The following is a 1,623-nucleotide window of genomic DNA, read 5'->3' as shown; positions in this document are numbered from 1 at the left end:
CTGGAATCGGAAGAGGTAAAGGCATCCTGCGAAATGAGATATTCCGCACGGACAGCTTATACGCCGCGAGAGCTGAAAACCCGCGAGGACTGGAACGAATGGCAAGCAAATGTCTTGGGCGCGGCAATCCTGCTTCCTCAGAAAGAGGTTGACCTGGCAATGCGTCGGTTTGCAGAAACGCCGCTGATCAATTACGAGGGGAGGTATTCGTATGGTGATCACTTAACGCTGCGCCTTTTCTGCCGGTTGTTCGGTGTCTCCAAGACAACGGCGTCTATCCGCCTTCGTCAGCTCGGCTACATGGTAGATCGTCCATTCAGTGAGTATGTTGACCCATTGGAGGTGTGGTAATGAAGAGAGCATCCATTCGGGTTCAGGAACCGACGCCGGAGCTGATCGAAAAAATCCGCAGGGCAAGAGTTGCCATTTCCCAGCAGAAGCCCCGATACCTGAAATGTCCGTATTGTCAGCATAATGCCATTGCTGTCTACGAGGACACGAGAGGTCATGTAGAATCCAAGTGCAAGAAATGCGGGCGGATCACCGTCTTTGATGTGCTGAACATGAGAAGACTGCGCCCGCGTACCAAGTAAGAACCAGAGGACAAGCCTCTGTTCTAAAATAAAATATATGTCATAGCTGAGCTGTGGAGCCGCCTGATAGGTGAAGTCATCCTAATGCCGCATGAGACAGAGTTTAATTGCTCTGTTTTATCGGCATGGGATTCAAACCTCACCGTCATGCGGCTCTTTTTCTGTCTTCACCCTTCCCGCTGCTCCCGCGCAGCGGAAAGGATGAACAATGAAAATCCCTAAGACCCCTATCGCGTTCGATTACGACCTATGGACTACGGAGGACGGCAAGTGCATGGTGCGCGTGAAACGAACCGGCGAAATTTCCGAGGTTGACCGCAAGGTTATGAGAATCCTTCGCGCAGAGGAAAAGCGGATCAGACGCTCGTATGGCTCTGACAACACCTCTGAGGATGAGGACGGCGCAGAGAAAATTTCTGATACCGTGCTGTCCCTTGACGCTATACCGGAGGACGATGTGAAGTCCGCTGCATGGCTGGCAGACTCCCGCGACTGCATGGAGGAACTGATCACCGCCCTCAAAGAGAAGGAGCTTCTTTCCATTCTGACCGAGAAGCAGCGCGAATTGTATCTTGCGATGACCCGTGAAGGACTGACTCTTCGAGAGTTTGCCCGAAGGAAAGGCATCGGCATCAGAGCTGCATTTGACCTCAAAGCAGCGGTGCAGAAAAAATTTCAAAGAATTTTTTGAGCGGTACTCAACAAACGGCAAAAAGATGTCCGTTGTAAAGTGAAAGGGTCAATCAGACCACTTCACTGCTCCTTGAAAACTGAATAGTTCAGTGCTGCGGATCTTTCCGCTTCTGCGAAGCAACACAGCTTCCGACGCCAAGACCTCCCGAAAGGGAGTGAGCGACCTCCGGAGAGCTATAACAGTCGTGTGGTGCGGCTGCTTGCGACGATGCAGATGCCGGGTATAATGATACTTCCGTCTTTTCTTTGAATGGGCGGCTCGGAGCGATCCTCGGAGGGGTGAGAGTCCCATGATACCGATTGACCATTGGTAGTCCGCAGCATTCCCGGAACTGCA

3 protein-coding genes are annotated in these 1,623 nt (G+C 51.9%); all 3 read left to right on the top strand.

Annotated features, from left to right (window positions below; all coding sequences use genetic code 11):
• The coding region (locus tag H8711_RS13690) for an ImmA/IrrE family metallo-endopeptidase (protein WP_430413583.1) at window positions 1–351 on the top strand (351 nt) is incomplete at its 5' end.
• Complete coding sequence (locus H8711_RS13685) at window positions 351–593, top strand: hypothetical protein (protein ID WP_005934741.1); 243 nt, start codon at window positions 351–353, stop codon at window positions 591–593. The genes H8711_RS13690 and H8711_RS13685, both read left to right, overlap by 1 nt.
• Window positions 594–801: 208 nt before the next feature.
• A complete protein-coding gene (locus H8711_RS13680; protein WP_249283888.1) occupies window positions 802–1,284 on the top strand; it encodes a hypothetical protein in 483 nt (160 codons plus the stop codon).
• Window positions 1,285–1,623 lie beyond the last annotated feature (339 nt).

The organism is Ligaoa zhengdingensis (assembly GCF_014384885.1).
In the GTDB taxonomy this organism is placed as follows: domain Bacteria; phylum Bacillota; class Clostridia; order Oscillospirales; family Ruminococcaceae; genus Ligaoa; species Ligaoa zhengdingensis.
The sequence above is the reverse complement of the archived record's forward strand: the minus strand, read 5'-3'. Positions and strand labels throughout refer to the sequence as shown.

What these genes read in the sequence shown, in the direction of transcription:
- H8711_RS13685 (WP_005934741.1), top strand. Translation starts at nt 351, where the DNA reads ATGAAGAGAGCATCCATTCGGGTTCAGGAACCGACGCCGGAGCTGATC.
- H8711_RS13680 (WP_249283888.1), top strand. Translation starts at nt 802, where the DNA reads ATGAAAATCCCTAAGACCCCTATCGCGTTCGATTACGACCTATGGACT.